Consider the following 25,747-nt stretch of genomic DNA (forward strand, 5'->3'; position numbering starts at 1 on the left):
TGTATCCCAATATATAGAATAAATAGGATGAATATCCCCATTTAGCTTATTTTACAGCCAAATATAGGATGGCAGTTACAACTGATTTACAAGTTAATCGTCATCTAACACGATATCGGTGTCGTCCGCAGTGTCACCGTCGTCGTCAGATTCTGTCAGTGCAACTTTTTTGGAGCCATAGATTGAGGCGGCTTTAGGTCGGTTAATACGTTTCTGGTACTTTAGCCACACTTTTTCTTCTGGTGAAGCCGGTTCGGTCTCACCATGAGCAACAGCAATGAAGCGCATATCCTGATCCGTTTCAGGTGTCAGCTTTCCATCTACCAGTGCTGCAATCACACTACCATTTTCTGCGAGAATTTTCGCTTCTTTTATCGAAAAATCGCCGGAACGTGCAAATCCGTAGGGATAATGCTTTTTATCCATAAACGGGCGCTTTATCAGACTATCACGAGTACTATTCGTCATACTAAAACCTGTTTGCTGCAATACTATTTGAGAACGGTTTCAGGCCATGCCACTCAGGCAACAGAGCCACTAACAAAACTTGTGCTTTTCGCAACACAACAAATAGTTTTTATGACGTTGGATGTCAAACAAAAAAAGCGGCACCAGCCGCTTTTTACACAGATCTTAATATTACTGTCATTTTTTCTTTGGCACCCAGGCCCAGCACATTTCACAAATCACCGGTTCGATGTGGTTTGCATCAGTCACTTTAACCTGAACAAGCACCTCACCTTTTTCTTCCGTCTGCATAAGAGCTATTTGTTCCGTTGTCAGCACCGCTTCCGCTTTCATATCGCCTTCAGCCCGCTTTACGTACTTCAGGTTCATGTATTTGATCAGCGGAAGTTTGTCTCCCGGCAGATTTACCCCGACGATAAAACCCGTGGCAGATTCCGCCAGCAAGCCCATGGCTGCAGCATGCACACTGCCAATGTGATTCTGAACCCGCTTACGGTTTTTAATCTGAAACGTGACCGATGTGAGATCTGAAGCAAGAATATCCAGTTTAGCCGTGCCCGCGAGTTTAACCGTATGGCGGAACATAGCAGTCATCAACCGGCGGCTGATAAAGGAGGGGTATTTATTTGCTTTTAAAGCAAACTGTCTCAGTGGATTCGGTTTTGCCATCTTGCTTCTCTTATTCTGGTTAGACCAGTGAGAGTAGCCGCTGGTCAGATGAAAATCAAGTCATCCGACCAGCCTATGTGGCATGTACCAGCGCTCTCAGACTTCAGTAAGGTACACCGTTTTTCTCAAACTGAGCGGCGAGGTCTGCAAGATACGCTTCGTATCTGCGCCAGTTTCCTACAGACTTTGCATTGATGGCTTCTCTTACCTGTACTTTACTGGCCGTAGATACCGGTTTGTCGTTTTGCTCCACGTGCAAACACTTTTCCTCCCAGGGCAAACCGCAAAACCCGAGCAGCTTTTTAATTTCTCCCGCAGGGTCTGTGACCAGCGCTTCATAGGATTGCAGGTATATCTGGTCAGGTGCCTGTTTTGCCCACCGCTGCATCAGATGGTAAAACCGGGTATACACCCGCCCGATCGTATCAATGTCATAGGCATAGCTATAGTAAGGGCTGTTTATTGAAAACAACTGACGAAAGTTGCCGGTACAGGTATCCATGGGATGACGGAGCATACACACAATGCGTGCCTGCGGCAGTGCTTTGCGGATAAGCGGTATATAAAAGAAATTAAATGGCAGTTTATCAACCAGATATGGCTTGCCGCCGGTAAGATGAGCGGTACGCTCAAGGTAACGCTTCCCCATGGCCGGGCTGTCTGCCTGCATCCCTTTTGTCAGCGTTTCAGCATCAAGGACCACTTGTGAGGGCGTGCGCACGATTTCCTTCACACTGACACCGAAGTCCTGTAACTCACCGCCTGAAGCCACTCGGGTATGGTTCGACAAAATACGCTCTGCCAGCGTAGTGCCCGAACGGGGCATGCCGGTGACGAATAACGGGGTGTGCCGGCCTGTGACCGGTTGCGTGTTTACCGGCGGCTCAAGGTCAATGCGCTCCAGCATATCGAATACCGCTGAAAAGTCGCTGTCATGACGCGGCAGTGTTGCCAGTTTTTCTGATTTCGCCCGTTTAAGAAGCGTAAACGCCTCGCCGTATTCCTTTTTCGCTTCCCATTCTTTCGCCAATGCGTGGGCCACATGCAATCTGCCATCAATATCAGGGGGTTGACGCTCAGCCAGCCTGGCATCCAGTGCTTCCAGTGCGGCTATCCTGCGAGGATTATCCGGGCTGGTTTCTAAGTCTGATAAAGCGAAATGTGCCTGACTGTATGCGGGCGCAAGGCGGATTGCCGTTTCAAATGCTTCCTTAGCCCGGCCAAAATCACCGGCGAACTTGGCAGAAACACCGGTATTGTAATAAAAAGCAGGATTATCCGGTGCCAGCTGAAGCGCTTTTTCAAAATAGTTAAGCGCAGTATGGTGATCACCCGCACGGCTTAATGCCACACCGGCTGTGTCCAGAGATAAAGCATCGTCAAGTGCAGAAACCGGCGCGTTTGCCGCAGCGGCTTTCGCCTCTGTCATATTGCCCTGAAGGGCATAGCACTTCGCCAGATAAACATAAGTTTTTGCCGTTCCGCCAAGGCTCACGGCTTTTTCCAGCAGGGCTGCTGCCTTACTGATTTGCATCATTTCAATGTGAATAATACCCAGCAGGAAATAGGCTTCTTCAAAGTCACCGGTTTGCCTGATGGCCTGCACAAGCGCCTGGTGTGCCTGCGGGTATTGTTTGTTGTTAATTGCCTGCTTCGCAGTCAGTAAACAGTGTTCTCTTATTTCCATCATAAAAAATAAAGGCACCTTAGCGGTGCCTTTAGCCTAACATAAACCATCCGTTACAGTTCGAACTGATAGTTGAATTTCAACCCGACGGTGCGTGGTGTTAACACGTAGTGGCCGTAGTTACGTAATAGTTCGGTACCGTTAGGTGTCATGGAGGCAAACGTCGCCAGTCCCATATCACCGCGGTCACGACGTACGGAAGTATAGGCATACTTGTCGAACAGGTTATCAATGTAGAAAGTGACACTCCATACTTCGTCAGACAACTTCGCGTTAAAGTTACTGACTGCATAACCCGGCAGTGCCTCACCATTCTGGCGCAGGCCAACCGTCGAGAATACATCATCCTGAGCGGTTAAGCCGTAGTTAAGATCCAGCATCTTGCCGTCCAGGACTTCAGTGGCGTAGTTCACACCGAATGAGAACTGTTGTTCAGGAGAACCCGGCAGGCGGTCGCCATCTTTACCGTCGTAGTAATCCTGCAATGCACTGCCCTGCTCTCCGAATACACCGAACAGGAACGGCACATCAGCAGTCAGCTTGGCAATGGTTTTTGAATAGGTGGCGTAAAGGGTGATGTTATCGGTTGCCAGTGCACGCACTGAGATTTCAGCACCCCTGGAGTTAGCCCCTTCGGCATTCGTGGTAATGGGTTGCTGACCGTTAATGGTCGCACCGCCTACCTGTGCATCATCCCAGTCCACGTTAAACAGGGCAAGATTCAGCTGCAAACGGTTCTTAAAGTAGCTGCTCTTCAGGCCGAGTTCGTAGTTGGTAGTGGTATCCGGCTCGTAATTTTGCTCATCAGGCAAAGCACAAACAATCTGCGTGGCGATATCATCAATATCAGACGGGCAGGCACCAACACCGTTAGCACCACCAATACGGAAACCTTCACTTATGGTCACATAACCCATTGTGTTGTCATCGAACTGATAGCTGGCATTGAATTTAAACAATGTACCTGAATCATCCGCCGGTGCAGAACTGTAATCCAGTTCAATGGAGTCTTCACCGCGACCTTCAAACACTGAGTAGTACAACGGTAAGTCAATAGCAGAGGCTGACTCGATGTCGTACTGATATGCACGCATACCCAGTGTCACATTGAGCTTTTCATTCACTTCGTAGCTGACTTCACCGTAAAACGCTGACTCGGTAGTTTCTGTGTTGCTGACTGAGTAGTATTCCAGCGAATCAGGACGGTAGTTTCCGCCAACTTCCCAGACATCAATGGCATATTCATCAAAGCCCGGGGTAAATTCTTTACTGTAGCCGTCGTATTCCGTTTTATTGTAGTAGAAGCCTGCAATCCAGCTTAACGGACCTTCCGCCTGTGAAACCAGACGCAATTCCTGAGTCAGAATTTTACGCTCGTCCACTTCTTCGGTGTAGGCAGAAAACGCAGGAAACTCTTCATAACTGTAGTCCAGACGGATGAGCAGATCGGTTTGATCCCGCTGACCAATTGCATCGAATTGTGAATAGCCGGTAGCAGATACCAGCTCAGCAAAGCCCAGATCCGCTTTCAACTCAAGGCTGAGTAATTCATCTTCTTTCTCACGGGGCTCTTCGTAGCGGTAAGCCGACTCATAGGGACCAATCACATCGCTCAGCGGATTATTAGCGGCCAGCGCATCAAATTGCGTGATTGAGCGTCCTTCAACTTCCTGCTTCTGATAGAAGTAGCTTAATGTACCGTCCAGCCAGTCGTTCGGTACCCAGCGCAGCGCTATGCGGGCAGTTAACGTGTCTTCTCCGTTGGCATCTTCAACGCGGCGTAGATTTTCTGATACTGCCGCATCGTCGTTCCAATCCGGATCAGGCAGAGATACACCGCCTTCCCGCACTACGTAGTTGTAATCCAGAAAGCCCGGATTATTGAAATAGTTAAGCGACATGCGCACACCCATTTCACCGTCGATCAGCGGCGCGTTGAAAATAAAGCCGCCTTCACCGCCTAAAGAATCACTTTCGCTGACACTGTATGCATCACCGAATACCTCTCCTGAGGTGAAATCCAGATCCACCGCTTTAGGAATATAACGGATAGCCCCGCCCAGTGTACCGGCCCCGTATAAGGTTCCCTGCGGACCAATCAGTACTTCAACACGGTCAACGTCAATAAGACGCATGTTCAGAAATAAAGGAATTTCACCGAAATAGGTAGCAACCGTGCCACCATCAGAACTTGGACCGGAAGAATTGGTGTTCAAACCACGCACAATAACAGGAGAGTCAGAGCGACCGCCCTGATCGGTTACTGTCAGGCCGGGCACCCAGCGGGCAACGTCATCGAGATCCTCAATATCCTGCTGAGCCATAACGTCTGAAGTCAGTGCAGAGATATTAATCGGCACTTCCTGCAATGAACCGCTGCGGCGGGTTGCAGTAACTTCAACCTTCTCGATTTGCTTTTCTGTGGCCTGAGCTTCCTGTGCCAGAACCTGCGGCGATGCCAGTGCGCCGGCAATAGCACCGGCTATAGCGGAATATACAAATCCGCTACGGGGAAATGATTTCATGTTTGTGTGTTCTCCTGAAACCGGATACGTCGTCCGGCCTGATGAATCTTGCGCTTGCAGACTTCACTTTGTTCACTCCGGACAGTGCGGAGTGAAACATCAAAAGTGTCGCCGGACGTGGCAACCGTATTGGCATACCGTTGCATATCACCCGGAGCGCACGTTTTGTGCCGTCTGGTTGTTTAATTTTACTGGAAAAGCTACGCCACAAACACTTAAAAATGAATAAAAATGCATATAAATGGAAAGATAATCTTCCAACACTATCTGTTCCGGCTGACCGCACCACACCGGCACGCCGTATAAGACATAGTAAGCAAGACTTTCGTGCAACTTCAGCGGTTATTGCACCAGCATCGCGCGCCAAAAATTGAATAGAAATTCATTAATAAAATGTTAACGTGAATAAATCCCCGAATGTTTAATTTGTTTACCTGCCTTTTTACGTTGAGTGACAGCGACAAGCAGAGTCCGCCAGTGTGTTTACTGCTTTCCCGGTAGTGCCAGAAATTCCGGACTCATTTAAATCATGACTTCCTGCTAAGTCTGACCCGGTCAGGCTCAGTTTTTGCTGAGTTTTTGCTGACTATAAAACAGAACAGTTTTTTCCTGTTCATTATCAGACGGCGGTATTTATGGAATTAAGACCCTTTTTAGAGAAGTTGCCCAAGGCAGAACTTCACGTGCATATTGAAGGCACACTGGAGCCGGAATTAAGTTTCGCTCTGGCGCAGAAAAATAATGTGTCGTTACAGGCTAAGACACCGCAGGAAATGATTGCAGCTTATAACTTCCATGACCTGCCCTCTTTTCTGGATATCTATTATGCAGGCATGAGTGTACTGAAAGATGAATCTGACTTTTATCAGCTCACCATGCATTACCTGCGCAAAGCCGCCACACAAAACATTGTATATGTTGAGCTGTTTTTCGACCCGCAGGCACATACCAGCCGTGGTGTGAGTTTTGATACTGTGATAAACGGTATTCACCGCGCTCGCAGTGATGCCGCTGCTGAACTGGGTGTGCAGACCAATCTCATTTTATGTTTCCTGCGGGACATGTCTGCTGAATCCGCTATGGAACACCTGATGATGGTGCAACCCCACCTGGATAAAATCATTGGCGTGGGGCTGGATTCTGACGAAAAAAATAACCCGCCGGCTAAATTCAGCGCTGTTTTTGAAAAAGCCCGTAGTATGGGCCTGAAACTCACCATGCACTGCGATGTAAACCAGGATAATACCGTAGAGCACATCCGCCAGGTGATAGAAGATATTGGCGTTGACCGCATAGACCATGGCGTCAACATTCTGGAATCTGAGGAATTATGTAACCTTGCCAGAGAGAAAAAACTGGGCCTGACCGTATGTCCGGTGTCCAATCGCTTTGTAGTGCAGTCACTGACCTCTGCTGAAATCAAAAAGATGCTGCAATACGGACTGATGCCGTGCATCAATTCTGACGATCCGTCTTACTTTCGTGCTTATTTGAATGAGAATTTTATTGCCCTTCAGGAAGAAGGTGACTTTACCGTTAAAGAGCTGGTGACACTGGCAGAAAACAGTTTCAAAGCGAGCTGGTTACCGGATGCACAGAAACAGGCATACCTTGCAGATTTGCAGGATTATGTGTCGGAAAATCAAGAAATATAGATGAAGAATTGGAGCGGGAAACGAGATTCGAACTCGCGACCCCGACCTTGGCAAGGTCGTGCTCTACCAACTGAGCTATTCCCGCAACAAAAGACTTGGTGATGACTGAAGAATTGGAGCGGGAAACGAGATTCGAACTCGCGACCCCGACCTTGGCAAGGTCGTGCTCTACCAACTGAGCTATTCCCGCATACCGGTTCAGTCGTTTTGCGAAAGTGGCCCTTCGCAAAAGTGGAGCGCATTTTACAAAAATCCCGGCGATGCGCAACACTTAATTTGAATTTTTTTCGAAATACCGGTTCGTTCGCTTAAATCGTAAACACTTTTTCCCGGTAATACTGCAATTCCGCTATAGACTCGCGAATATCGTCCAGTGCCAGATGCACACCTTTCTTCGTGAAACCGTCGAGAATTTCCGGCTGCCAGCGCTTAACCAGTTCCTTAATCGTGCTCACATCTATACTGCGGTAGTGAAAATACGCTTCCAGTTCCGGCATATACTTCACCATAAAACGGCGATCCTGTCCGATAGTATTGCCACACAGGGGCGATTTTCCGGCATCTACGTAATCACTCAAAAATGCGATGGTTTGTTTAGCAGCTTCGGCTTCATCAATTTGACTCTCGCGGCATCTGGCAGTGAGCCCGCTGTTACCGTGCACACGGGTGCACCACTCATCCATACCATCTAAAATCGCATCCGGCTGGTGTACAGCTATGACCGGCCCTTCTGCCAGTACATTGAGCTGCGGGTCAGTGACGATAGTGGCAATTTCCAGCACCTTACAGGTTTCAGGGTCCAGCCCTGTCATTTCCATATCAATCCAGACTAAATTGCCATCGTGTTTTGTCATTCTAGTTTCCTCGTCTTTAACATGGCACACGGGCCTGACAAACGGTATCATTGGTCAAGTATACGTTAACTTTGCAGGAAATCGTGGCAAAAAAACCAAAACTGACACACCGCCAGAAGCGCCAGGTTGCAGCAAACCGGGCCCGCCGGCTGAAAGATAAAGCATCTGATCCTGAAAAGCAGATTGATGCCGCCAACCTGATCCCCGGCCGGGTTGTCGGTCGTTTCGGCAAGCACGCAGACGTTGAAGATCAGCAGGGTACGGTGTACCGCTGTCACATCCGCCGGACTATCGAATCGGTGGTTTGCGGTGATGATGTCCTGTTCGACACTGGTAATGAAAACGAGTCCGGTGTCAGTGGCGTGATTGAAATCGTCCGCGATCGCCGTTCCGTGCTTACCCGGCCGGACTATTACGACGGCGTGAAACCCATCGCCGCGAATATCGACCAGATCATTGTTGTCAGTGCGGTAAAGCCCGATTTATCTCTGAATATCATCGACCGCTATCTGGTTGCCTGCGAAGATACCGGCATTGCCCCCGTTCTCATCCTCAACAAAACCGAGTTACTGAGCAACGAAGAATTCGACACGGTAAAACAGCAACTGGCGGTGTATGAATCTCTGGGTTACAGATTAATTTATACCAGTTGCAAGCGCGGTGACGGCCTGGACGAACTGAAAACCTGTCTGAATGACAAAGTCAGTGTTTTTGTAGGCCAGTCCGGTGTGGGCAAATCCAGTATCATTAATCAGGTGCTGCCGGATGCCGATGAACTGGTCGGTGAAATATCAGATAACTCCGGTCTTGGTCAGCACACCACCACCGCAGCAAAATTACTTCATTTCCCTGATGGTGGCGATCTTATCGATTCCCCGGGCGTAAGGGAATTCAGCTTATGGCATATGCCGGTAGAGCAAATCACCCGCGGCTTCATCGAGTTTCGTGATTATCTGGGCGGTTGTAAATTCCGCGACTGCAAACACATGAACGATCCCGGCTGTCTCATCCGTGAAGCAGTAGAAGAAGGAAAAATCAGCAGCGCCCGCTTCGACAGCTACCACCGCATTCTGGCGACCATGGACGAACAGCGCCCGAGCTATACCAATCCGTTTTAAAAAAGCTGATACATGCACAGCGCTGAAGAGCCGGATTTGGATAACAGAACCGTAAGCCCTTCCCGCCACGGAGACGGAATTGCCTGCGTGAACTATCTGGCGCAAAGATTGTAAAAGAATGGATGCCCGAAACGAGAAGCCCACAGGGATGTGTTTACGGCGTGTTCACGAAGACAGCGCCGCTCCCTGACAGAAGGGCTAACCGCTTTTAATCCTTTTTCCCCTTCCGCTTATATCAAACACTGATGGCCCATAACGGTAAAGTGCATCCGTTTGTTTACAACTTGTTGTACAATCATCCGCGACAGAAACTAGATAACTATTATTTTTCGGAGTGCCCGTGCTGGACTGGTTCAAGGTTAACCTTCAATATATTTTGCCCAAGCATCTTTTATCCCGCCTGGTTGGTAAGTTTGCGGCTGCTGAAGCCGGCGGCGTGACCACAGCGTTTATCAAATTTTTCATCAAGAAATACAATGTGGATATGAGCGAAGCGCTGTATCCCCATCCGGAGCACTACAAAACCTTCAATGAATTCTTCACCCGTCAGCTGAAACCTGAAGTCCGTCAAATTGCAGAAGGTGATGATGTGCTGATCCAGGCAGTTGACGGTGCAGTCAGCCAGTTTGGTGACATTCATCAGGACAGTATTTTTCAGGCGAAAGGCCACAATTACAGCCTTACCACCTTACTGGGTGGCAAACCTGAACTGGCAAAGCCTTTCAAAAACGGTAAGTTCGCGACCATTTATCTGTCGCCGAAAGACTATCACCGCATTCACATGCCCGTTGAAGGCACACTGACGGACATGGTGTATGTGCCCGGTGAGCTGTTCTCCGTTAACCCGCTGACTGCTGAAAATGTGCCGGGATTATTTGCCCGCAATGAGCGGGTAATCGCATTTTTCGACACCCCGGTTGGAAAAATGGCTATGGTACTGGTTGGTGCAACCATTGTAGCCAGTATCGAAACCGTCTGGTCTGGCACAGTGACACCGCCTGCTGGTAAAAACGTGCAACACTGGCAATACGAAAGCGATGATGAAGCAGCCGTTAAGCTGGAAAAAGGCGATGAAATGGGCCGCTTTAAACTTGGCTCTACCATTGTGGTTTGCTTTGAAAAAGACCAGATTGAGTTTGAGGATATGGAAGCAGGCATGACTACCCGCCTCGGGGAAGTGTTTGCCCTTGCGAAGGCAAATAAAACTGCCTGATTGTGGATCCTGTTAAACGAAGCCTGATAACACTTCATATCACCGTTATCTTACTGGGCGGCACAGGCCTTTTTTCAAATATTATTCCCTTGAGCGCAACGGATATTACTTTCGGGCGCTCGGTATTTGCCTGTCTGTGCCTTGCCGTATTCATGCGTCTGGCCGGTGAAACCTTCAGACTGAACAACAAACGTGATTACGGTATTGCACTGTTGCTGGGTGGTCTGATGGCCGTGCATTGGGTAACTTACTTCGCGGCGATGCAATACGCCGGTGTTGCCGTGGGTATGATTGCCCTGTTTACCTTCCCGGTCATAACCGTTCTTATTGAACCCTTCTTCGAGAAAATCCGGCTTGTCTGGCAGGACTTCTTCAGTGCATTAATTGTTTTTGTGGGCGTGGCGCTGCTGGTGCCGGAAATATCGCTGGAAAACGAGGTGACATTGGGTGTGCTGACCGGTATTTTTTCTGCCGTGCTTTATGCCCTGAGAAACCTGCTTCACCGCCAGCACTTTTCTCACTATTCAGGTGCGAAGGCCATGGCCTGGCAAATCCTGGTGGTGATAGCCTGCCTGCTGCCTTTTGCCAGTGAACACCTCAGTGATGCCACCTTTGATACATGGTTGCTGCTGGCCGTTCTCGGCTCCATGTTTACCGCAGTACCCCACGCGCTTATAGCAACCGCGCTCATCCACTTGCGGGCAAAAACTTTTTCTCTGATTGCCTGCATGCAGCCACTGTACGGCGTAATCCTGGCTATGCTAATTTTACATGAGTCTCCGGGCTGGAAAGCGTTAATAGGTGGCATACTGGTGACATCAGCCTCCATTTACGAAACCATGAACGCGCAAAAGCTCCATAACCAGGACAAGTAAATGATAGTACTCGCTCATCGCGGAGCAAGTAAGGCGGCACCGGAGAACACGTTGCTGGCCTTCAGGCTCGGATTCGCCATGGGAGCACACGGTGTTGAGTTCGATACTTATCAGATCGGCGATGACATCATGGTGTTTCATGACCGCTGGTTACACAGAACCACGAATGGCCGGGGGCGGGTTGCCGATCAAACAACAGACTATCTGCGCTCACTGGATGCCGGTCAGGGTGAGCGTATTCCGTTTCTTGCAGAAACCCTGGCTACCCTGCCTGAAGATGCGTTATGCAATGTTGAAATCAAAGGGCTGACAGACACCGCCCGCTGGCTCAGCGCCTTTGACCGCGCATGTGAAGAAAGCGGCGCCAGCACAGACTCAATGGTGATATCGTCTTTTAATCATCAATGGCTTGCAGAGATCAGCCTCGCCAGACCGGACCTTAAAACCGGTGCACTTACCGCCAGTATTCATACCGGTTTACTGCAGTTCGCAGACTCACTAAAGCCCTGGTCATTACACATTGCACTGGATATTGTTGAAGAACGTTATGTCAGCCGGGCAAAGGCTGAGGGCTATAAGGTGTTCGTTTACACTGTGGATAACCCTGAGGATATGCTGTTACTTCAGCAATGGGGTGTGGACGGGATTTTCAGCAATGTGCCGGACGTAGCATGCGAAACGCTGAATGCTACGCGACGGATGTGTTAACCGTGTTACTTTGCGAGATGCTGGGATAGTACCGTATTGCGGCAACAGCGGCACTGGCGGCACAAACGCATGTTTATCCAGTGGCCGGCAACAATAAGCAGCGCGCCGGTGGCAATGGTGAAGGGTTCGTAGTCGTGCCCGAATATATCTTTGAACCAGTAAATAACCCCGCCTGAAAATAACAGAACCAGCGGATAATATTGCCCGTGATAACGCACCGCGCCGTTAATCAGTGCTACAGCACCTATCAGCATGGAAATAGTAAGAATGGTGCGCTCAAACCAAAGTTGCGCGAAGAACGTTGAGCCGATAAGCGGGATCAGCGGCAGCAACAAAGGCAAAGCAAGACAATGCAACGCACACAAGCTGGATATCCATATACCCAGCCTGTCTAATTTAGTCGGATTGTCAGCATCCTGAATTCGGGACATTTCTCGCCTCGCCAGCAAAAGGGACGTTATAATATAACAGTCTTGGCGAAATTCAAAATTACAATCCCAAAAAAAGGATTAATTCGGCGCGACCATCTGTGGCCTCATCGTGTCCTCTGACTTTTGCTGTGCCATCATCGCCGGTTCAGGCTCGAATAAATCGCTGACCGTCGACAGTCTGATCCCCATTTCTTCCAGCTCAGGCAAACGCTTTTGCAGGATTTTCATGGTCAGCCTGTGCGGATGAGCAATGGCAACAGCGGTCCCCGTTTCACGGGCAAGCAGCAACATACGATCGAACTCTTTCTCAATGGCCGCTTCGTCGATGACATGGTCGAGAAACACATGCCTTCGTGCTACCGGGATCCCGGCGTGCAATGCGGCTTCCTCCGCCACAGTTTTCACGGATGTACGGCTGTCAACGAAGAATAAATTTCGTTGCTTCAGCAAATCCATAAAAGAGCGCATCGGATTGAACATGCTGGTCAGCCTGCTTCCCATGTGATTGTTCACGCCAATCGCATAAGGCACACTTTCCATTGCACGGGCAAATTGAAGTTCCATCTGAGTTTCAAACATACCTACACTCAATCCGTCAGGCCCCATTTCCTGGCCATCAAAGGATTCCATCGGCATGTGTAACATTATATCCCGCCCCTGGGCATGAGCCAGTTCGGACATTTCAGTAGTCATGGGAGCATCAGGAAGAATCGAGAACGTCACTTCTCTTGGCAGGTCAAGCGCCCTGCGGTCAGAGAAACGATGTCCGATATCGTCGATAATAACGACGACTTTTGGTTGGACACTTGCAGCCGCGACTGGTAGACAGAAGAGTGCAAACAACACACCCCAAAACAACGCAAACCAATCAACCAACTGACGGTCAGTTCTTTTGAGTAAACAAATTTTTAGCAAGCGCACGCCTATTATTTTAATAGTGTAATTATAAGGTTCTTATGACCTTTGTTACCCTGCGTCCATACGGGTTATTTATTTAGTATTGCATTCCATACATATTGAGCATAACAGTGATCTTCGAAATATGAAATTTCAAATGCGCTTTTTTTGACATTTTTTGAACAATTTTTCAGGTGGCCGCTCAGTTCGCCGGAATATCAGAGATCCAGCCAGCTTGAGGGATTAAGAGCCTTGCCCTTGTGCCGGATTTCAAAGTATAGATTAGGATAGTTCTGTCCGCCACTTTGTCCGACCAAAGCAATCGTTTCACCGTCGCCCACCGTATCTCCGGCTTGCTTCAGCAATGCCTGATTGTGACCATACACACTCATATAGCCCTGCCCGTGATCAACAATAGTTACCAGCCCGAAACCACGCAGCCAGTCAGAATAAAGGACACGGCCATGAGACACTACTCTCACCGGTGTACCTTCTGCACCTTCAATGATAATGCCTTTCCAGCGCACCTGCCCCTGACGACGGGTTCCGAACAGCTTGCGTACTCGTCCGGAAGCCGGTTTCAACAACTTCCCTTTGTAGCCGGATAAGCCCGCCAGTTCTGATTTCGCCGATTCCGCACGACGGCGCGCCTCATCAATGGCACGCACAAGCGCTTCTTCGTTCTGCTTGAGTTCATTCACTCTGGCGGCATCACTCTCGATTTTCTGATTTAGTTTTTTCAGCGTTTCAGAACGATCTGCCTGACGGGCCAGTAACACTGCTTGCTGAGACTTCTGATCCGCCAGCAGGCTGTTCAGCGCTCTGGCTTTCTCCGAAAGTGCCTCATTAACCTGAACCAGCTGTTCCACATTGGAGCGGAAAGTGGTGATCTCCTTTGAGCGGGCTTTACTCAGATACTGATAATAAGTCAGCACACGTTCAAAGGTACTGGCTTCGTCCTGATAAAACAGCATCTTTGCATAGTCATAGTTGCCGGCCATGAAAGCACTGCGTAACTGATTCGCAAGCATGGTTTGTTGCTGCAGAATGGCCTTTCTCAGCGCTTCCTGTTCTGCTTCCAGCTTTTTTTGCTGTTCACGGTTATCAGCCAGTTGTGTAGAGGTATCATTGAGAGATTTGGCCGTGGAGGCGATTTCAAGTTCAGATTGCTTCAGCGCTGCCTGCAATTCACCGGCATTCGCCTTATTGGCTGCCAGTGTCGCTTGTCTGGCTTTAAGTTCAGCTTGTAACTCAGCGAGTTTTGCCTGTTGTTGTTCCTGAGCGTAAGCCTGAGGTAGCAGCACGGTGAACAGGCATAGCCAGCAAAAGACACTGAGAAGAGGCCCGCGAACGGACTTTCCGGACGGACCGGCCTGATTGAAATTTTGTACACTCACCCGTTGCTTTGCCTCTGACAGCACCTGACTCTGATTCAAAGTCCATACTATATCAACGGGATAGAGGATTCATCTGCAATCGACTAATTCAATGATGCGCTGTCAGGCTGGTTTCTGTGCGGTTTTTCTATATACTTTGCAATCGATTTTTAGTCTTCCATGTAAAGTAAGGGTTTTAGGAATGGAACAGCTCGTAGAGTTTGCCGGTAATAATATGCTGTTAGCCGGTGCGTGGGTCGCCTTAGTTGCAATGCTTATTTTCAGCTATGTCACAGGTTTCACTTCATCAGTAAAAGAAGTAAACACCCACGAAATGACCATGCTGGTAAATAAAGAAGACGCCGTTGTTTTTGATACCCGCGCGCCTAACGAGTTTAAAACCGGTCACATTCTCGGTGCCCGCCAGCTGAAACCTGAGGAAGTCAGAGCAAAAGATTTCAAAAAGCTTGAAAACGTAAAAGACAAACCCATTATTGTTGTATGTGCAATGGGTAACAGCGCACGCGGTATTGCAGCGGCCATGAACAAAGCCGGCTTCGCAAACGTGAAAGTGCTGAAAGGCGGCATGAACGCGTGGAACTCTGCCGGACTTCCGGTTGCCAAATAACGGGCCGGAACACAGGAGCAGATTGTGAGTAAAGTAGAAATTTATACCAAGGGGCATTGCCCTTACTGTCATCGTGCTAAAGCATTATTAGCGCAAAAAGGCGTAGCATTCGAGGAAATCGCAATTGATGTGAACCCTGAACTTCGCGATGTGATGATAGAAAGAGCTAACGGCGGTTGGACAGTACCGCAGATATTTATCAACGATACCCATGTGGGCGGATGTGATGATTTATTTGCTCTTGAATCACAACAAAAACTCGATGCGCTGTTAGCGCAATAATTTTAAGTTAAGAACGTATTTACTAATTCAGGAATTATCATGGCTGAAGAAAATCAGAACACCAATGGCGCAGAGGCAGGCCAGCAAGCCCAGGGTCCTCAATTCAATATTCAACGCATCTACACAAAAGACATTTCTTTTGAATCTCCGAATGCACCGGCAATCTTCCAGAAAGAATGGAAGCCGGAAATCAAATTAGACATTGATACGTCTACAAATAAAATGGCTGAAAATGCATTTGAAGTTGTTTTATCTGTAACCGTTACTGCGACCGTTGGTGAAGAAACCGCGTTCCTGTGCGAAGTAGAACAGGCGGGTATTTTTGCGATTGCACCGGAAATGCCGGACCAGGCTAAAGCTCCTCTGTTAGGTTCTTACTGCCCTAACCTGTTATTCCCTTATGCCCGTGAAGCTATTTCAAATCTGGTTAACCGTGGCACATTCCCGGCTCTGAACCTGGCTCCGGTTAACTTCGACGCTATCTTCGCCGCTTACATGCAGAAACGTGCACAGCAAGCGCAGGAAGGTGGCCAGAAGCTAGACGCTTAAGTCACTCTTTTATGAATACCGGTTCAGTAACCGTATTGGGGGCGGGGTCTTATGGCACCGCCCTTGCTTTTTGTCTGGCCAGAAATAGCAACCCCACGTTGTTATGGGGCCGCGACGAAGCTCACATGCAGGCACTGGCAGACAGCAGGGAAAACGCCCGTTATCTGCCCGGCGCCAAATTCCCCGATGCTTTGACAGTAGAAGCCGATCTTTCCAAAGCGGTAGCTGCCAGCCGCGACATTCTGATTGTCGTTCCCAGCCATGCCTTTAAAGATTTACTGAATACGATCAAGCCGATGCTAAAAGTCGATCACCGGTTAATCTGGGCAACTAAAGGCCTGGAACCGGGTACCGGCAGACTGTTGCGTGACGTGGCACTGGATGTATTGGGTGATACCTATCCGCTGGCTGTACTTTCCGGCCCTACGTTCGCAAAAGAAATGGCTGCAGGTCTGCCAACTGCCATTTCACTGTCGTCCACCTGTGAATCGCTGGTCGATGATTTTGCCCGCAAGCTGCATTGCAGCCGTTCATTCAGGGTTTACAAAAATCCTGATTTCATCGGCGTGCAACTCGGCGGCGCAGTGAAAAACGTTATCGCCATCGGTGCAGGTCTGGCTGATGGCCTTGGCTTTGGTGCCAATGCCCGTACGGCGTTAATCACCCGTGGACTGGCTGAACTGACCCGTCTTGGTGTTAAAGTAGGTGCTCAACCGGAAACCTTCATGGGAATGGCCGGTCTGGGTGACCTGGTATTAACCTGTACTGACAATCAGTCCAGAAACCGCCGTTTTGGTCTTGCACTGGGGCAAGGGAAAGACGTGGACACCGCCATGCGTGACATCGGCCAGGTTGTCGAGGGTTACCGCAATACCGAAGAGGTGCATGCACTGGCGAAGCAATATGGCGTGGAAATGCCTATTTGTGAGCAAATATATGCAGTGCTTTATCACGGTAAGCCACCGAAAGAAGCCGCTCTGGCATTACTGGCAAGAGATTTAAAAAGCGAGTAGCACCAGCTACCCGCTTTTCTTACCTTTTCATAAAACGACTACAAGGTAACCAGTTCAGGCTTACCACCCGCTTCCTGATAAATCGTCGCGGCAGCCGATAAGGTCTGCTGATAACTGGTTATAACCGACAATTGTGCCGAGAACCAGCTTCGTTGTGCACTCAGCAAATTCAGAAAATCGATATCACCGGCTTTGTAGCGAATTTCAGCTAACCGGTATAACCGTGCGTTGTTTTCCATTGAAGCGACATCAAGTTCATAAGCTGCTTTCAGGTACGCATAGTTGTCCAGCGAATCCAGCAGCGATTGAGACGCGCTTAACGTGGTGGCGCGGTAGTTATTCCATGCCAGAGCCAAATCCACATCGGCAATCTTCTTACCGGCATCGATACGGCCACCGTCGAACAGTGTAGCGGCGCTGCTTATTGCGGCACTCACACTCCAGCCGGAAGCCAGATCCAGCAAATCACTGACAGATAAGCTCCCGCTCAGGCTTAATCCCGGCAGCCCCTGAATACCTGCCAGATACACATCGATATCAGCCTGCTTCAAAGCAATATCCGCAATCTGCACGTCAGGGCGTTGCTTTAACACCGCAGCCGGTTGATACAATTCAATATCGGGCAGAACAAATGACAGCAGCTTTTCTTCACCACTGATGGCGGTTAAGGTTTCATCCCCCAACAGAACCGCAATGGCGCGGCGGCTCAAGGTAGCCTGATAATTCAGCCGTAACAGTTCGCCACGGGCACTGATCATGGTGTTCTGTTGCTGGCTCACCTCAATACCCGACGCATCCCCTTCCTGAAAGCGAATGTCCACCAGCTTATACAGTTGATCAGCCGCTTCGTAGTTTTGTTTTGCGATGACAAGGCGTTGCTCAAGTGACAATAAAGTAAAATACTCACTGGTCAGCAAACCCTGCACCTGCAATGCTGCACTACGGCGGGAAAACTGCTGACTGTCGATACTCAGCTTATTGCCAAGCTGAGTGGCTTCACGACTGCCCCATACATCAAAGGTGTAACTCACGCCCACACTGCCGGAAGTGCTGTTTGATTCCGTGCCGGTATCAAAGGTCTTTCCGCTGCGGCCGCTTGCACTGGCAGTAATATCCGGAATATTGTCAGCCTGACTCTGACGTAAAATCAGCTCAGCCCGTTGCAGCCGCAGTGCAGCTTCTTCCAGTGTCAGGTTGCTGTCCGCCAGGCGGACCATAAGTGCATTTAGCCCCTCAGAATTAAACACGCTCCACCAGTTTTCCGCAATGTCCACGCCGGCGCCGTCCTGTGTATAAATATCAAAAACATCCGGCTGTGTTTTTGACTTTTGTCCGTCCAGGTCTGACGGGGTATAAGCACAACCTGTCATTAATGCTGCTATCAGCAAACATCCTGATTTTTTCAAAACTCAATCCTCTGATAACGCATCAATGGGGCTAAGGCGGGACGCCTTGAGTGCAGGAGCATAACCGAACAGTACGCCCACCAGCAGCGATGTAATAAATGCCAGTACAGGCGGTAGCAGTGTATAAGCCACTGAAATGGAAAACTGAGACACGATCAGGATCACCAGATATCCGAGCAGAATGCCCACACAGCCGCCGAGAATACACACTACCCAGGCTTCAATATTGAACTGCTTGAGAATATCGGCCGGCTTTGCACCGGTGGCCATCCGCAGACCAATTTCCCGTTTACGTTCAGACACATTCACCAGCATGATATTCATCACGCCAATACCGCCAACAAACAGGGAAATAGCAGCAACAGATGCCAGTAGCCAGGTCAAAGTATTTTGTGTCTCGGTAACCGCCTCAACAAGTGAGTCGGTAGTAAATACCATCACATCTTCTGTACCATGACGTTCGGTGAGTACAGCAAGGACTGCATCCTTCACATCTGATGCGACTTCTGAACTGGCAGCTTTAATTGTGATGCCGCTCAGGTATTCACGGCCAAATACCTTTAGCCGTCCGGTTGTAATGGGGATAAGCACTTCGTCATCCTGATCACTGCCACCGGCAGTCGCCCCCTTAGATTTTAATACACCAATCACTTGGTACAGGCTGTTTGACATAAGTATGTACTTACCAACTGCCTGCATCTTATCGGTAAATAAGGTTTCAGCAACCGTATCACCTATCACCACAACCGGTGCATAATTGTTCACGTCTTCGGTGGTGAAAAATACGCCCTGCGCCATTTCCCAGTCTTTCACATGAAGGTAATCCGGCGTGGAGCCTTTAATCCGGCCGGAGAAGTCATTCTCGCCATAGCGCATGGTATTGCGGGAAGAACGTTCCGGCGCAACGTAAGTCACGCCGGGAATATCGCGTAATGCGTCAGCATCTGCCAGAGTCAGCGTCGCTACATCACCGGAATTGCGCATATTCCTGCCGCCCGGCCGCACTGAAATCAGATTGGTACCGATAGCTTCAATACGCTTCAGTACGTCCTGTTTTCCTCCTTCCCCGATAGCCATCATGGTGACCACCGCTGCTACACCAATGATGATCCCCAGCAGGGTAAGTAAGGTGCGGAACCAGTTAAGCCGCAGTGATGAAAAAGCCATGCCCAGTGCCGCAACGCCGGAAATACTCTTAAACGGTTTTATCGACGATGTCTGTGCAGCAGATGTCGTCACCGGCTGAGCCACTTCCCCCGAATCAGACACGATTTTTCCGTCCAGCAGATGCACCTGACGCTGAGCATGTTCTGCCACAGCCGGATCGTGAGTAATAAGAATGATGGTAACCCCTTCCCCGTGCAGTTCTTTCAGCAGATTAAGCAGTTGCTCTCCGCTGGCAGAGTCCAGTGCGCCGGTGGGTTCATCAGCCAGAATAACCTCAGCACCGTTTATTAGTGCACGGGCAACAGATACCCGCTGTTGCTGACCACCGGACAACTCACCGGGGCGGTGATCCTGCCGGTCGCCCAGCCCGAGCTTGGTCAGTAACGCTGATGCCCGCTCCTCACGGACGCTCTTATCGGTGTTACTGTATATTGCCGGCAGCGCAACGTTTTCCGTCGCGGTGAGGCTGGCGAGTAACTGATAACGCTGAAAGACGAAGCCGAAGGTTTTCAGGCGCAGCGCTGACAACTGTTCCTGTGACAGCTTGTTCACATCGTGGCCGTGAATGGTATAACTGCCCGACGTGGGCGTGTCCAGACAGCCGAGGATATTCATCAGGGTCGATTTTCCGGACCCGGACTGCCCCATGATGGCAACAAACTCACCTTTTTGGATCCGCAGTGAGACACCGTCCAGCGCCCTGACTTCTGTACCTTCAGTTTGATAACTGCGGGTTACATTCGCCAGTTCAATTAAAGGTACGTCAGCCACGTGGCCCCCTCATAGGCGGACCCCCCATGGGACCGCCGAAACCACGGTCGTTGTTATCTTTAGTGCCTGCAGCCGCAGATGCCTGGCCGGTAACAATTTCGTCGCCTTCATTCAGACCGGATAAAATCTGAATTTCAGTGCGGGTGCTGACCCCGGTCTTTACCGGCTTTCGTACCAGTTCGCCGTGCTCACGGACCATGACAAATTTATCACGGGGAGGTCCTTTAACCGCTGCCAGCGGGACTACCAGGGTATTTTCTTCCTTCTCTTCAACAAAGAAAACCTGGGTGGTCATAGAATCCATCAGCGTACCTTCGGTGTTCTCCACATCCACCAGCACCTGATACAGTACTACGTCGTTAATGATTGTGGGTGTTGGTAATACCTGACGTACTACAGAGTGATATTTCTTACGGGTATTACCAATAGTAGAGAAGTACACCGGCATACCACGTTTAATACTTTCCACATCCGCTTCTGAGACTTCTGCCCGTAATGTCATGGTAGTAAGGTCAGAGATCTGCAGCAGCTCCGGTGCGTTCTGGTTTGCATTTAATGTTTGTCCTTCACGCACAGCAATAGACGCTACCGTGCCGCTGATAGGGGCATAAATTTTGGCAAAACCCAGTGTCGCTTTATCACCGGCGAGAGATGCTTCGTCAGCTTTAATTTGCGCGATACTGGCTTTAATTTTTGAATCCAGTACTTTAACGTCGATACGGCTGCTGATAGCGGTATCAGCGCTCACTGCATCCTGATCAAACAGATTGTTGTTCCGTTTCTCACGCAGCAAAGCCAGTTCCCGCTCAGCTTTAAGCTGGGCAAGGTTCGCGTTCTTCACATCCAGCGCAAATTCTGCGTTCTGTACCTGTGTTTCAAAGACTGTTGCATCAATTTCCACCAGCAAATCGCCGGCTTCCACCACATCACCTTCTTCCACATGGATTCTCTCAACCTGACCGGACACCTGTGCACCAACGACAACATAACGTTTGGGTTCAAGCTGGCCCGTTGCAATGATGTTCTTTTCGATGGTACCGCGGCCAACCTGCGAAAATAAAAATGCGCTGGTGTCACGGGCGGGTGCTGCGAACATGTTCCATGCAGCGTAGGCGGGTACAGTAATGACTACCAGTAACAGCAGCCATTTTACCCATCGGTGGGATCCTGGTGATAACACAGTCTTTCCTTAAGTGAAAATACCTAAAATACAAAAGCCCGCATCTTTACACTACGGGCTTTACACAACTTAACATTACTTCACAGTGGTCCACAGACAAGGCTGGACGGGGGCATGACAGTCAGATTAGTTTTATCTTGCGCCTTCATATCCCGTTTGCCGCCAACTTTCGTAAACGAAAACTGACACGGCATTGGACAGATTCATGCTGCGGCTGTCTGGCAACATGGGGATGCGTACACGTTGCTCCGGAGGCAGGGACTGAATAAACTCGTCGGGCAGACCACGGGTTTCAGGGCCGAAGATTAACGCATCACCTTTCTGGTATTTCACATCACTGTGAAACGCTTTACCTTTCGTGGTACAGGCAAAAATGCGCGCCGGTTGTTCACTTTCGAGATAAGCATCCAGACTGGCGTGGCGCTTTACGTCGGCAAATTCATGGTAGTCGAGACCAGCACGTCTGACACGCTTATCGTCCCAGTCGAAGCCCAGAGGCTCTATCAGATGCAGGGAAAAGCCTGTGTTTGCACACAAACGGATAATGTTGCCGGTATTGGGCGGAATTTCCGGCTGGTATAAAACGATATCAAACATGGTCACATCACGAATTTTGCTGTGGAGCAAGGATACGGTGTGACAGGACATGAGACAAGCCCACAGCGGAGGAATGGCGGTTGCTGTGGGCAGTTTTGGTGCAATGGACCGTTACAGTGCGTTAAGCACCCTGTTAGTTTGCGCCTGAGCAGCCCAGCGACGTGCACGACGTTGCGCTACGGAATTTCCGACAAACTCAACCACTTTATCTGACAAAGGGGTGAAAGTGCTGATTGCATGCCCGTAAACAGAAGATAAATCTGTATTTTTGGGCGCTTGTAAACGCATTGTTCTTAATGAAGTATATTTTTGCATGATTTTCTGGCCTCGCATTGCTTTATAGGGCAACTTTTCTGTCGTTAAGTTTTATTTTGTTACGGTTCACTCTGATGAGTCTTCCCGTGTCTTATACGAAAGTATTGCATTAGCCATACCGCAATTTTCAGTGTCATTAAAATTTAATAAAAAACGGTGTCAGGTCAGTTATTTACAGAAGCTCGACCGGTCGGCAGAATACATTGCCGGCGACTCTGTCCCCCGTCAGTGTGTGTAAAATAGAGACACTTTTGTAAATCAGGCGAGAAAATCGAGGATCTTGTTCATAGCAGGTTCACGGATCCGGTCTGCTTCAATGAGAATTTCGTGATACGCCCCCTCGCAGGAATGCAGAACGGCATCCGGCATGAGTCCGGCCACCCTTCGCTGCCTGCGGTTATCCACCACCGTATCGTCGCCGGCACTGAGAATTAACACAGGTTGCTTAATATCACCGGCATTATTCTCAATAAAATCCATGGCTTTCATGGCCGCTCTCAGCCAGTGAACGGTTACACCGCCAAGCTGGACCTCTGGCGTGTTTGCGTAAGTATCACGGAACAAACGGTATCGCAGTTCGCTGTGTGTGAGATGATTGGCATCGAAGGTAACCGGCGAGTAGTCTTTTTGCCCGATAAAATAGCCTTCCTGTTGCCCGGCTTTCTGATACCGGCGCTCCACCATATTGAGCAACGAATTGGCAATCCAGCCCGGTAACGCGGGACGTATACCGAACATGGGAGAACAAAAAACAAGTTTCTGAAACAATGACGGATGGGCCAGAGTCGTGAGTGCTCCAATCGCACACCCCATGCTGTGGGCAAGCAGGTAACGTTCTCCGTCAGGTTGTCTGGCCGATACCACCTCTGTAATGAAGAGGTGAAGGTCACTGACATAATCTGCAAAATCCCGGACGAAGCCCTGATGCGGATTAGCGGTCATTCTGTCCGACAGCCCCTGCCCCCGGTGATCCATAGTGAAAACAGCAAAGCCCTGATTGTACAGATCAAACATCACTTCCTGATACTTCAGGTACGCTTCAATACGGCCGCTGCTGATAACAATGGTAGCGGCAGGCTGTGCAGGGATACAAAGCGCATAAGCCAGCTTCACACCATCTCTGGCAGTCAGCACACCTGAGGTGACATGCTGCTGCCAGAATGCAGGAATGGCATCGCTGTTATGAATTAATGAGTGTTCTGTGGAGATTGTCCGGACCATGTATCACGCCCGTCCAGTGGCAGAGAAATGGTGACAGCCAGTCCACCGGACGCATTTCGGGTTGCTTTAATGTCGCCATGATGCATTTCCACTGCGGCTTTTGCAATGGCAAGTCCCAAACCAACCCCGCCGGACTCACGATCTCTGGCGAGACTTGCACGGTAGAACGGTGCAAATACAGAGCTGCATTCCTCTTCAGATAACCCCGGGCCGTCATCCTTAACTACAACAAACCACTGCGACTCTTTCACAGAAACGGTTACCGATACGGAAGACTCCGCGTAGCGAATGGCATTTCTCACTACGTTTTCAACGGCGCTGCATAACAGCATACTGTTCACGTTAACGGTTTGCTGTGGCAATGCTGCAACCTCAAACCGGATGTTCCGGTTAGACGCCTCAAATCTGGCGTCGGCAAAGGTACGGTCAAACAGCACACTGATCATCACCGGAGAGATTTCCGGTTTGCCGGACTCTGCCCGTGTTAATGTGAGCAACTGTCCGATCATCGAGTCCATCCGTTCGGCTTCCCGCTCTATCCGGGCAAGGGCCGCCGGATCTACGTTCTGCTGATGCGCCAGACCTACGGCCATTTGCAAACGGGCAAGGGGAGAACGTAATTCGTGGGAGATATCCGCCAGTAGCCGCTGCTGTCCTAACCACATTTGTTCGAGCTGCGATGCCATGGCGTTAAAATCGCGGGATAAACTTCCTAATTCATCACGGCGGCCATCGGCTTCCTTCACCCTGGCTTTCCAGTTCCCCCCCGCCAGTTCACGACTGGTTTCCTGCAAAATAGTGATCGGACGTACCAGAGACCGGGCAAACAGATAGGATAAGACAATGGTAATCACCAGCGCGATACAAAGAAAATACATGAGAGGCTGCTGACTGTCGGGAGGCCCGTTCATCAGCGAAACATAAATGGCAAAATCTTTACCGTTAATAGCGACTCTGGCAGGCCCGATTGTCTCAAAATTTTCCCGAACCAGTGACAACGGTGAGGCCTGCTTAGCCAGCCTGACCAGATCATCCTCTTCACTGCGCCTGACTGGTGGCCCTCCTCCCTGCACCATCGCCCCGTCATCAATGCCTACAGCGATAAGTCTGTGCCGGTTTATCCGGTCAGCTTCTTCCAGAATGCGGCGGGCAGGTTTAGCGCCGTCTTCCTGACTTACGCGGTCAATAACTGCAACAGCCCGGTTCAGGGCTTCCAGCTCACGCGCATCCGGTGCCCGGATTTCTGCGTGTTCATTGAAAAAACCAACCGCATAAAAAGTCACAACTGCGGTAAAAATAAAGGTTACCCAGAACCATAAAAACAAACGCCCGACTAAACGCCGGGCCGGATTGAAACGTGCAAGTGAATTCATGAAGCCAGTCTTAGTAAATATCCCGACCCGCGAATGGTTTTTATCTTTTCATCATTCGTGGTTTCAGCAATCTTCTTTCGCAGATTACTGACATGCATATCAATACTGCGGTCAAAGGCCTGTAACTTCTTACCCAGTACTTTCTGGCTGATGTCATCTTTCGTGACCAGCTGACCGGCATTGATCATTAGTAAATGCAGTATAGCAAATTCGGTGTTGGTGAGTGTCAGCGCCACATTATGGCTTGCCACTGTCTGCCGGCTCATGCTCAATGATATATGGTTTACTGACAAATCCTGTTGCTGCCTGGACTGGGTAGACATTTCCAGACGGCGGAAAATGGCCTTCACCCGCGCCACCAGTTCACGGTGATTAAATGGCTTGGGTAAATAATCATCAGCCCCGAGCTCAAGTCCAAGGATGCGATCATAATCATCGCCCCGGGCGGTTAGCATCAGTACCGGGGTTAAATGGCTGATACGCAATTTTTTCAACACTTCAAAGCCATCCAGTTGGGGCATCATGACGTCCAGCAGGATCAGGTCAACAGACTCACCGGAAGTTGCCGCCGCCAGACCACTGTATCCGTCATTGGCCACGGTGACACTGTAACCGGTTGCCTCAAGATAAGTTTTCAGCATGTCCGTCAGTTCACGGTCATCATCAATGATCAAAATAGACTGCTTTGTCGCTGTGGCGACCATCTCATTGCCTCCAAAATTCTGCGGCTTAAAAAAACGTTGGGTGTGCGTTGATGACATTGAACGTA

25 protein-coding genes and 2 tRNA genes are annotated in these 25,747 nt (G+C 49.6%); 9 read left to right on the forward strand and 18 right to left on the reverse strand.

Going from position 1 to position 25,747, the window contains the following annotated elements; genetic code table 11:
* Positions 1-93: 93 nt before the first annotated feature.
* From maoP to DS731_RS18475, 4 genes are all read right to left on the reverse strand, one after another.
* A complete protein-coding gene (gene maoP / locus DS731_RS18460) occupies positions 94-468 on the reverse strand; it encodes a DUF413 domain-containing protein (protein ID WP_119502704.1) in 375 nt (124 codons plus the stop codon).
* A 177-nt stretch (positions 469-645) separates the two neighbouring features.
* Positions 646-1,137, reverse strand: a complete 492-nt coding sequence (locus DS731_RS18465) for a DUF4442 domain-containing protein (protein ID WP_119502705.1) — start codon at positions 1,135-1,137, stop codon at positions 646-648.
* 103 nt (positions 1,138-1,240) lie between these two features.
* On the reverse strand, positions 1,241-2,827 hold the full coding sequence (locus DS731_RS18470; protein WP_232373406.1) for a tetratricopeptide repeat-containing sulfotransferase family protein: 1,587 nt from the start codon (positions 2,825-2,827) through the stop codon (positions 1,241-1,243).
* A 50-nt stretch (positions 2,828-2,877) separates the two neighbouring features.
* The gene (locus DS731_RS18475) at positions 2,878-5,349 is read right to left on the reverse strand and encodes a TonB-dependent receptor (protein WP_119502706.1); all 2,472 of its coding nucleotides are present in this window, start codon (positions 5,347-5,349) and stop codon (positions 2,878-2,880) included.
* A 635-nt stretch (positions 5,350-5,984) separates the two neighbouring features.
* Here DS731_RS18475 and add point away from each other — a divergent pair.
* Positions 5,985-7,004, forward strand: a complete 1,020-nt coding sequence (gene add / locus DS731_RS18480; protein WP_119502707.1) for an adenosine deaminase — start codon at positions 5,985-5,987, stop codon at positions 7,002-7,004.
* Between the two features lie 9 nt (positions 7,005-7,013).
* Here the strand turns inward: add and DS731_RS18485 are convergent.
* From DS731_RS18485 to orn, 3 genes are all read right to left on the reverse strand, one after another.
* Positions 7,014-7,089: transfer RNA gene (locus tag DS731_RS18485), tRNA-Gly, on the reverse strand.
* Positions 7,090-7,118: 29 nt separating this feature from the next.
* Positions 7,119-7,194, reverse strand: a tRNA-Gly gene (locus tag DS731_RS18490).
* 118 nt (positions 7,195-7,312) lie between these two features.
* Entirely contained in the window at positions 7,313-7,858 is a 546-nt protein-coding gene (gene orn / locus DS731_RS18495; RefSeq protein WP_119502708.1) for an oligoribonuclease, read from the reverse strand.
* Positions 7,859-7,941: 83 nt separating this feature from the next.
* On the opposite strand from orn, the gene rsgA reads away from it, so the two are divergent.
* The 4 genes from rsgA to DS731_RS18515 all read left to right on the forward strand — a co-directional run bounded on the left by rsgA (position 7,942) and on the right by DS731_RS18515 (position 11,772).
* Positions 7,942-8,976 (forward strand): small ribosomal subunit biogenesis GTPase RsgA, encoded by a 1,035-nt coding sequence (rsgA, locus tag DS731_RS18500; protein ID WP_119502709.1) that lies wholly within the window; start codon positions 7,942-7,944, stop codon positions 8,974-8,976.
* Between the two features lie 340 nt (positions 8,977-9,316).
* The gene (asd, locus tag DS731_RS18505; protein ID WP_119502710.1) at positions 9,317-10,189 is read left to right on the forward strand and encodes an archaetidylserine decarboxylase; all 873 of its coding nucleotides are present in this window, start codon (positions 9,317-9,319) and stop codon (positions 10,187-10,189) included.
* Positions 10,190-10,191: 2 nt separating this feature from the next.
* Positions 10,192-11,064 carry a DMT family transporter gene (locus DS731_RS18510; protein WP_119502711.1) on the forward strand — a complete coding sequence of 291 codons (873 nt, stop codon included), beginning with the start codon at positions 10,192-10,194 and terminating at the stop codon, positions 11,062-11,064.
* Positions 11,065-11,772, forward strand: a complete 708-nt coding sequence (locus tag DS731_RS18515; RefSeq protein WP_119502712.1) for a glycerophosphodiester phosphodiesterase — start codon at positions 11,065-11,067, stop codon at positions 11,770-11,772.
* A 5-nt stretch (positions 11,773-11,777) separates the two neighbouring features.
* Here the strand turns inward: DS731_RS18515 and DS731_RS18520 are convergent, their stop codons facing one another.
* From DS731_RS18520 to DS731_RS18530, 3 genes are all read right to left on the reverse strand, one after another.
* Positions 11,778-12,203: a MerC domain-containing protein gene (locus tag DS731_RS18520; protein ID WP_119502713.1), complete on the reverse strand. Its 426-nt coding sequence runs from the start codon at positions 12,201-12,203 to the stop codon at positions 11,778-11,780.
* A 78-nt stretch (positions 12,204-12,281) separates the two neighbouring features.
* Complete coding sequence (locus tag DS731_RS18525; protein WP_161599180.1) at positions 12,282-13,079, reverse strand: divergent polysaccharide deacetylase family protein; 798 nt, start codon at positions 13,077-13,079, stop codon at positions 12,282-12,284.
* Positions 13,080-13,318: 239 nt separating this feature from the next.
* Positions 13,319-14,413 carry a murein hydrolase activator EnvC family protein gene (locus DS731_RS18530; protein ID WP_119503498.1) on the reverse strand — a complete coding sequence of 365 codons (1,095 nt, stop codon included), beginning with the start codon at positions 14,411-14,413 and terminating at the stop codon, positions 13,319-13,321.
* A 265-nt stretch (positions 14,414-14,678) separates the two neighbouring features.
* Between DS731_RS18530 and DS731_RS18535 the strand changes: the two genes are divergently transcribed.
* The 4 genes from DS731_RS18535 to gpsA are packed head-to-tail and all read left to right on the forward strand — an operon-like array spanning position 14,679 to position 16,948.
* The gene (locus DS731_RS18535; RefSeq protein WP_119502715.1) at positions 14,679-15,104 is read left to right on the forward strand and encodes a rhodanese-like domain-containing protein; all 426 of its coding nucleotides are present in this window, start codon (positions 14,679-14,681) and stop codon (positions 15,102-15,104) included.
* Positions 15,105-15,128: 24 nt separating this feature from the next.
* Positions 15,129-15,386 carry a glutaredoxin 3 gene (grxC, locus tag DS731_RS18540; protein ID WP_119502716.1) on the forward strand — a complete coding sequence of 86 codons (258 nt, stop codon included), beginning with the start codon at positions 15,129-15,131 and terminating at the stop codon, positions 15,384-15,386.
* 39 nt (positions 15,387-15,425) lie between these two features.
* Positions 15,426-15,935, forward strand: a complete 510-nt coding sequence (secB, locus tag DS731_RS18545) for a protein-export chaperone SecB (RefSeq protein WP_119502717.1) — start codon at positions 15,426-15,428, stop codon at positions 15,933-15,935.
* Positions 15,936-15,946: 11 nt separating this feature from the next.
* A complete protein-coding gene (gene gpsA / locus DS731_RS18550; protein WP_119502718.1) occupies positions 15,947-16,948 on the forward strand; it encodes an NAD(P)H-dependent glycerol-3-phosphate dehydrogenase in 1,002 nt (333 codons plus the stop codon).
* 38 nt (positions 16,949-16,986) lie between these two features.
* On the opposite strand, the gene DS731_RS18555 is transcribed toward gpsA, so the two are convergent.
* The 8 genes from DS731_RS18555 to DS731_RS18590 form a co-directional block, all read right to left on the reverse strand.
* On the reverse strand, positions 16,987-18,354 hold the full coding sequence (locus tag DS731_RS18555) for a TolC family protein (protein WP_232373407.1): 1,368 nt from the start codon (positions 18,352-18,354) through the stop codon (positions 16,987-16,989).
* Between the two features lie 3 nt (positions 18,355-18,357).
* A complete protein-coding gene (locus DS731_RS18560; protein ID WP_119502720.1) occupies positions 18,358-20,292 on the reverse strand; it encodes a MacB family efflux pump subunit in 1,935 nt (644 codons plus the stop codon).
* Positions 20,285-21,472, reverse strand: a complete 1,188-nt coding sequence (locus tag DS731_RS18565) for an efflux RND transporter periplasmic adaptor subunit (RefSeq protein ID WP_232373408.1) — start codon at positions 21,470-21,472, stop codon at positions 20,285-20,287. The genes DS731_RS18560 and DS731_RS18565 overlap by 8 nt, the downstream gene beginning before the upstream one ends.
* A 132-nt stretch (positions 21,473-21,604) precedes the next feature.
* Positions 21,605-22,069, reverse strand: a complete 465-nt coding sequence (gene trmL / locus DS731_RS18570) for a tRNA (uridine(34)/cytosine(34)/5-carboxymethylaminomethyluridine(34)-2'-O)-methyltransferase TrmL (protein ID WP_119503500.1) — start codon at positions 22,067-22,069, stop codon at positions 21,605-21,607.
* A gap of 111 nt (positions 22,070-22,180) precedes the next feature.
* A complete protein-coding gene (locus DS731_RS18575; RefSeq protein ID WP_150154321.1) occupies positions 22,181-22,384 on the reverse strand; it encodes a hypothetical protein in 204 nt (67 codons plus the stop codon).
* Positions 22,385-22,642: 258 nt separating this feature from the next.
* A complete protein-coding gene (locus tag DS731_RS18580) occupies positions 22,643-23,605 on the reverse strand; it encodes an alpha/beta fold hydrolase (protein ID WP_119502721.1) in 963 nt (320 codons plus the stop codon).
* A complete protein-coding gene (locus DS731_RS18585) occupies positions 23,572-24,978 on the reverse strand; it encodes an ATP-binding protein (RefSeq protein ID WP_119502722.1) in 1,407 nt (468 codons plus the stop codon). The genes DS731_RS18580 and DS731_RS18585 overlap by 34 nt, the downstream gene beginning before the upstream one ends.
* Positions 24,975-25,682 carry a response regulator gene (locus tag DS731_RS18590; RefSeq protein ID WP_119503501.1) on the reverse strand — a complete coding sequence of 236 codons (708 nt, stop codon included), beginning with the start codon at positions 25,680-25,682 and terminating at the stop codon, positions 24,975-24,977. Before DS731_RS18590 ends, DS731_RS18585 begins: the two co-directional genes overlap by 4 nt.
* Positions 25,683-25,747: the final 65 nt, after the last annotated feature.

Source organism: Alteromonas sp. RKMC-009, from assembly GCF_003584565.2.
Taxonomy (GTDB): Bacteria; Pseudomonadota; Gammaproteobacteria; order Enterobacterales; family Alteromonadaceae; genus Alteromonas.